Origin of the sequence: Verrucomicrobium sp. BvORR034 (assembly GCF_000739635.1) — a bacterium.
In the GTDB taxonomy this organism is placed as follows: domain Bacteria; phylum Verrucomicrobiota; class Verrucomicrobiia; order Verrucomicrobiales; family Verrucomicrobiaceae; genus Verrucomicrobium.
The window spans coordinates 44,958-51,559 of record NZ_BATQ01000018.1; the positions used below are offsets into that span (position 1 = coordinate 44,958).

The 6,602-nt window shown below is 59.8% G+C and carries 5 protein-coding genes and 1 pseudogene; 3 read left to right on the plus strand and 3 right to left on the minus strand.

What is annotated here, in order from left to right; all coding sequences use genetic code 11:
• Nucleotides 1-17: 17 nt before the first annotated feature.
• The 3 genes from BV034_RS04115 (at nucleotide 18) to BV034_RS04125 (ending at nucleotide 2,415) form a co-directional block, all read left to right on the plus strand.
• The gene (locus BV034_RS04115) at nucleotides 18-1,400 is read left to right on the plus strand and encodes a tetratricopeptide repeat protein (protein ID WP_050024403.1); all 1,383 of its coding nucleotides are present in this window, start codon (nucleotides 18-20) and stop codon (nucleotides 1,398-1,400) included.
• A 112-nt stretch (nucleotides 1,401-1,512) separates the two neighbouring features.
• Nucleotides 1,513-2,133 carry a redox-sensing transcriptional repressor Rex gene (locus BV034_RS04120; protein ID WP_038163607.1) on the plus strand — a complete coding sequence of 207 codons (621 nt, stop codon included), beginning with the start codon at nucleotides 1,513-1,515 and terminating at the stop codon, nucleotides 2,131-2,133.
• A 69-nt stretch (nucleotides 2,134-2,202) separates the two neighbouring features.
• Nucleotides 2,203-2,415 carry a hypothetical protein gene (locus tag BV034_RS04125; RefSeq protein ID WP_050024405.1) on the plus strand — a complete coding sequence of 71 codons (213 nt, stop codon included), beginning with the start codon at nucleotides 2,203-2,205 and terminating at the stop codon, nucleotides 2,413-2,415.
• Nucleotides 2,416-2,803: 388 nt separating this feature from the next.
• Here BV034_RS04125 and BV034_RS04130 read toward each other — a convergent pair whose 3' ends face one another.
• The 3 genes and pseudogenes from BV034_RS04130 to BV034_RS04140 all read right to left on the minus strand — a co-directional run.
• A complete protein-coding gene (locus tag BV034_RS04130; RefSeq protein WP_050024407.1) occupies nucleotides 2,804-5,263 on the minus strand; it encodes a DUF87 domain-containing protein in 2,460 nt (819 codons plus the stop codon).
• Between the two features lie 204 nt (nucleotides 5,264-5,467).
• Nucleotides 5,468-5,794 (minus strand): thioredoxin, encoded by a 327-nt coding sequence (gene trxA, locus BV034_RS04135; protein ID WP_038163612.1) that lies wholly within the window; start codon nucleotides 5,792-5,794, stop codon nucleotides 5,468-5,470.
• 271 nt (nucleotides 5,795-6,065) lie between these two features.
• Nucleotides 6,066-6,602 (minus strand): annotated as a pseudogene (locus tag BV034_RS04140) (hypothetical protein); the annotation flags it as partial.

Sequence of the window (6,602 nt, forward strand, 5' to 3'; positions counted from 1 at the left end):
AGACTCCCATCAATTCCATGACAGAAGCCGATCTTGCCCCTCAGCAGAAAAACTTGTGGCTCAAAGGTGTCAGTGCCTATCAGCTAAAGAACTTTGACTACGCCATCAGTCTTGTGCTTACCGTGGTCAAGCAGGCCCCAGAGTTCCTGGACGGGCGCAAATTGCTGCGCCGCGCCGAAGGTGAAAAATTCCGTAGCCAGAAAAAGGGCCTCTTTGGTGGCGGCCTGAGCATGGGCGGCATCAAGCTGGGACCCGCCTCCAAGAAGGATCCGTGGGAACAGATTGCTGATCTGGAGGAGAATGTTTTCCAGAAGGATCCCTACAATGCGGCAGCCAATCAGACTCTGTATGATCTGGCCATGCGTCTGGGACAGAACCATCTGGCCTCCCTGGCGTTGGAGACCATCAAAGAGGGGCAGCCGACGAACACGCGGAACATGCACCAGCTGGCCCTGCACTATATGGCCATCGATGAGCCGGAGAAGGCCAGCGAAACGTATCGCCAGGTCCTGAAGCATGATCCGACCGACATGGACGCCATCAAGGGCGAGAAGGATGCGGCGGCCAAGACTTCCATGATGCGCCAGGGTTGGCAGCAGGAAGGCGGATTCGACAAAGCCAAGCGCGACAAGGACCAGTCCAACCGTGACGAGGCCCTCGCCCGCCAGGGGATGACCCCCGAACAGATGCAAGCCCTTCTGGTGCAACTGGCCGGCGACTACGAAAAGGATCCGAACAACGTCAACGTGGTCAAAAAGATCGCTGATCTCTATGACCGCATGGATGACTTGGAAAGTGCCATGAGCTACTACGACTGGGCTGCACAGCTGGCCCCGGGCGACGTGGCCCTGCAGGCCCGTATTGAGCAAGTGCGCAACAAGGCCGGTGAGAAGCACATCCAGCAGATGGAAGCTGAGATTGAGGCTAATCCTGACGCCGAAGACATTGAGGAGAAGCGGGAGACCATCCGCGCTACCAAGCGCGAGCGTCTTTCCACCCTCCTTCTAGAGGCCAAATCCAAGGTGGACCGCAACCCCACGGACAAGCAGTATCGTTTCGACTACGCCACGATCCTCTTCCAGGCAGAGCAGTACCGCGAGGCCATCCCTGAGCTTCAGCAGGCCAAGAGCAACCCGCACATTCGCAACAAGGCGCTGCTCATGCTGGGCAAGTGCTTTGAGAGGCTCAACATGAACGACTTGGCCATCAATGCGATGACCGAGGCCGTGAAGGAAATTCCTGCCTTCAACAACGAGAAGAAGGAGATCCTCTACGAACTGGGCAAGACCTACCAGAAGGTGGGCAAGGCCGACGACTACCTCAACTGCATGAAGGAGATCTACAACAACGACTACGGTTACAAAGACGTGGCGTCCCGTGTGGAGTCGTCTTACGCCTAAGATCACAAACTGTCCTCAAACTGAATGCTTTAGGCCGGTTTCCGCAAGGAAGCCGGCCTTTTGTTTGTGTGGGGTTCCTTGACAAAGCCGATTCCTTTGTGAAATTTCACAAGTGACAAGAATCGAAATCCCCCGGAAAACTGTCTACCGCCTCTCGATCTACCAGCGATGCCTCCAGAGACTGAAGGACAACATGATGGAGACTGTCTCCTCTGAGGCGCTTGCCAAAGCGGCGGGGGTGAAGTCCACGCAGTTGCGCAAGGACCTGACGTACTTCGGCCAGTTTGGCACCCGTGGTTTGGGCTACAATGTGGCCGGCCTGAGCGGCGCGATTGGAGAGGTGCTGGGGCGATCACGCCTTCAGCCTGTTATCTTGGTGGGAGTTGGGAACCTGGGCGCAGCGTTGCTTCGCTACGGTGGCTTCCAGAAAGAGGGCTTCGAGATCGTGTCCGCGTTTGACGTGCGTCCTGATCCCAAACGGATGAAGGGCCTCAAGATCCCCTTGATGGATGCAAAGGAGCTTTCTTCCTTCATCCGGGAAAACCATATCAAGATGGCCATCCTGACCGTCCCGGCGACGCACGGGCAGGAGGTGGTGAATGAGATGGTGGAAGCCGGGATTCAGGCCATCCTGAATTTCTCGCCTGTGGTGCTGGATGTCCCCAAGAACGTCGTGGTCAACAACGTGGACCTCGCCGTGGAGCTGGAGAATCTGAGCTACTTCATCCGATAGTGAGGCAAGGGCATTCGCGGGCTGGTTTTGATGTTTGACGGAGTCCGTCACCCGTTGGATGTAGGTGGCATGGACCGCCCAGCCGCTATTGCCCAGATCCGGGAAGCCTGTAAGAACATCGCCCTCCAGTTTATGAAGCTTCATCCGGCCCTGCCCGGCCTGAATGATGCGGAGACGATGAGTGATTGCATCAAAGCGATTCACGAGATGACCGTGCAGCTTGAGACCATCAAAAAGAAGGTCGGCAAGCTGGAACGTGCGGATGACAGCACGGTGCTGTAAGCGCGAATGTTTGTGGTAGGCGGGGCCGGTTCCGTTGCCCAGTGTTTCCAATCGCGCGAAGCGTCTTGGAGTGCTGGCGGCTTGACGCCGCTTTCGCCGGGCGATGGAGGCTGGTTGGTGTCTTGAACCTGGGGCCGGCCGGTTGACGTTCGCGGTGGTGGTGGGCTTCGCTTGTGCGTTGTCGTTCTTCACGCGCTATTGCGGTTTGAAAACGGTGTCGAGCCACCGTACTCCAAGACGCTTCGCGACGGTGGGAGCGGTGGGATAGGATTTCAATGGGGGAGGTTGGGCGTATCTGAAGGGCGCGGAGCGGGAGCAAGTCTCCCAACAAAACGGCCGCCACAGTGGTTCACTGCGGCGGCCGATAGAACGAGCTAAATCCACCACGCTACTCTGCGACCCAGAGGATGCCGACAGCGCTGGGGGTGATGTTCTTCTTGAGCGGGTTAAGCTGAACGGTCTCCAAAACCAGGGCCGTCGGATCGTACTGGTCGCGGATCTTTTGGATCTCATCCGTGAGCTGTTTGTCCAGGTCCCGGAGTTCCTGGTCATAACGCTCCACTTCATCCTCCGCGGCGGAGGCTTCTTTGGACTCCCGCCAGGCGGAGCCCACCTTGTTCACTGTGGTGCTGCTGAAGGCGCTGCTCTTGCGTCCGAACAAGGCTCCCAGCAATCCTCCGCCGATCTGCATGACGGTGGAGAGTTTGGCGCTGCTGGCCTGGGCCTTCTGGGTCTCCAGCTTTTGCTGGGCCCGGGCCATCTTTTCCTGGATGGCCTTGGCCTGCTTGGTCATCCTGGCGCGAAGATCCTCCACTGCCTGATCGCGCAATTCACGGGCAGTCTGGTCCACGCGAACCCGGAAGTCTGCCACCGCTTCGCCGAATTTGGAGTAGGCGTCCAGCAGGGGGCTGTAGAGCAGTTCAAACACCTCATTGGAGTACACCCAGTTGATGAAGTCCTTGGAGATGGTTTTGTAGGTGGCCGCCTTTTGGGCCACGCTCGGAAGCTCGCCGAAGGCCAGGCTTTCGTCGGGCTCGGTCTGCAGGGTGGCGAGGTCCAGGTCCTTGGGAATTTCCAGGAACTTGTCCCAGAGCACCTTGGCTTTGGCAGAGTCGATCTCGTTGGCTACGGTCACGGTGAGGCGGCCGTTGATCTTCTTCTTGGGATCGTTGAACTGCACCGTGGCAGAGCGCAGCAGCGCTGGCGTATAACTGGTGCCGCCGCCATCGGCCTTGAAGTATTCGGCCACGCCGTCGGGAAGTTTCGGTCGGATCGAGGAGCCAACGGGTGCGCCCTCTTCATCGTCATCGCCGCCGCCGGGTGGCAGGAAGCCGCTGTCCTCTGTCGGAGTCGCGGCCTTGGCGGCGCGGGGCTTGCGCGATGAGGCGGCGGAGGAGATGCGGGCGGTGTTGGCGAACTCGGCCCGTTTCGGGTCCATGAGCTGCTTGATCTGGTTGCGGCCCAGCGGACCTCTCAGGTAGGTCATGACCCAGCGCACGTTGAACACCACGGGGTGCTCCTCATGCACGTTGTTCATCAGGAAGATGCGGTTGCCCAGGCCAGAAAGGAGCTTCTCCATGTCGGAGCGGTCAAACCTGGCGTTCTGGGAGGAGGCCGCGCCTTCCAGGCCATCCAGCACGCGGGCCTTGTCGCGCTCCGTCTGCAGGCGGCCAAGCCACCAGGTGCCGATGTTGGAGAGCGCCTTGTAGTCCAGATCCACCGGGTTCTGGGTGGCCAGCAGAATGCCCAGGCCGAATGCACGCGCCTGCTTGAGCAGGATCATCATGGGCTTCTTGGACGGTGGGTTGGCTGTGGGGGGCAGGTACCCGAAGATCTCATCCATGTAGAGCATGGCCCGCAGGCTGGTGGTGCCAGACTGTGCTCTCATCCAGCCCAGAGTCTGGTTGAGCAACAGGCTCACAAAGAACATGCGCTGCGCGTCGCTGAGATGGGCGATGCTGAAGATGCTGACGCGGGGCTTGCCCTCGGGCGTGTAGAGCATGCTCTGGATGTTGAGCGGCACCCCCTCCAACCAGCTCGCAAAGCTGGGCGAGGCGAGGAGGTTGTTCAGCTTCATCGCCAGATCCGTGCGCTTCTTTTCGGAGAGGAACTCGTCCACAGTCATCACGCCCACCTTCTGAAAAGGGGGTTGCTGGGCGAGTTGCACCAGGTTTTCCAGCGTCAGGTTCTGCCCCTTGGCCCAGCAATGGGAAAAAATGTTCGCCAGGAGGATGTGCTCTGGGGACTGCATGGGGTCGCCTTCCACGCCGGCCAGACTGAGCAGGCTGGTGGCGCAGCTCTCCACCCGCTCGTGGAATATTTCCTCGTCCTCGAGCACTTCCGCAGGGGGGGCCTCCAGGGAGGCGACGATGGAGACGGGAATGCCGGCGTTGCTGCCAGGGGTGAAGACCGTGATGTCCACGTTGTCCCGTAGTTTCCTGATCCGCTCGGCGCTCTGGCCCCACTCACCCAGGCCCTTCTTCCACATTGCGGACTGGCTCTCTGCGTACTCGGCGGTGCTCTGGCCCTTTTTGCGGGCGTCCTCCTCGTTCACCCAGGGCTCGAAGTCGGAGCCGGCCAGGTCCGGGAAGGTGAGCAGGAAGTTCGCGATGTCGCCCTTGGGATCAATGGCGATGATGGGGATGCCGTCCATGGCGGCCTCCTCCAGCACCGCGAGGCAGAGGCCTGTCTTCCCGGAGCCCGTCATTCCCAGCACCACGCCGTGGGTCACGAGGTCCTTGGAATCATAGAGCACCAGATCATCTTCCAGCTTGGATGACACGGGATCATAGGTGCGGCCGAGGTAGAAGGTGCCGGGCTGTTCGTAGATTTCGGGTTTGATTTCCATGGGAGAGGGAAGGGGTGGAACCCAATGCGGTTAAACCATGAAGCAGGTGAAAAGACAATGGGCAATGAATGGGAGACGGAACTTCATCCGGCCTTGGCCAGCAGGACGACGTCGTGAAAAAGAAAAGGCGCGGCAGTATTGCCGCGCCAGTAAATGCTTGTCAGATGGACCGGTGTTGTGACCGGGAGATCAGAGCAAATTCAATCAGAGAGCTTCCAGCTTGCGGCTGAGAGCATCCTTGGACTGAACGCCCACCACGACGTCCTTGGCCTGGCCATCCTTGAAGAACACCAGCATGGGGATGGAGCGCACGTTGAACTGAGCGGCGAGGTTCTGGTTGTCGTCCACGTTCACCTTGCCGATTTTCACTGCGCCTGCCTTGTCCTTGGCCAGGTCTTCAAGAATCGGGGTGAGCATGCGGCAGGGTCCGCACCACTCGGCCCAGAAGTCCACGATCACGGGCACCGTGGAGTTTTGCACTTCGGCGGTGAAGTTTTCTTCGGTCAAGGTGACCAGGGTTTCGCTAGCCATAGTATTAGGGTGTGGAAAGATTTACGCACGCATCGTGGCGAGGGGATGCGGCGAATCAACCGGAATCGCAGAGCAACGCGGGGCTGGCTGCCGGACGAGGGCACAAAAAAGGCGCGACCGGAGTCGCGCCTTTTGAGTAGAAGGGAAGTGCTACGGGTGCAGTCTAGCTGCCGATCTGACTCTTGGTCAGGATGTTGATGGCAAGGACTGCGATCGAGAGCAGGAAAAGGATCCAGGCGAGAGGCATGGGAACAGGAGGAACGAGTTGGGATTACTGGTTGTAGAGGTCCGTGATCTTCTTGAGCGTGCTGTTGAACTCGTTCTTGAAGGTGCCGGTGTTCGGATCGCGAACTTCCCAGGCTGGGTTGTCAGCGGCAGGAACCATGAAGGAGCTGGTTTCTCCTGGGGCGGCGGCGAAGGCTTTGTCGGAACCAAGCAGGTTCAGGAGCATTACGGCCACGGCGAGGACCGTGCAGAGAATCGCGAGGGGGGCGAGACCGGCTTCCGGATCGGTTTCCTCATAGAGAGGAGCGTTGTCGGCGGCCTGAGTGCGCTTCACTGGGGCGCTCGGAGGCGTCACGGGGCTGGCGGCCTTGGCCCCTGCTGCGCCTGCGCCTGCACCGGCCATCGGACCAGTGCCTTTGGCGAGCTGGACAGTCGCTTTGGGAAGCTGTTGGGTCGGACCTGCACCGGACTTGGCCATGGGCGAGGTGCCCGTGCCGCCTGCTGCGCCCGGGGGCTTCGGCGGCGCGCCGGGGGACTTGGTGAGAGGAACGGTCGTGGCACCAGCCTCAACCTTGGCTCCGGG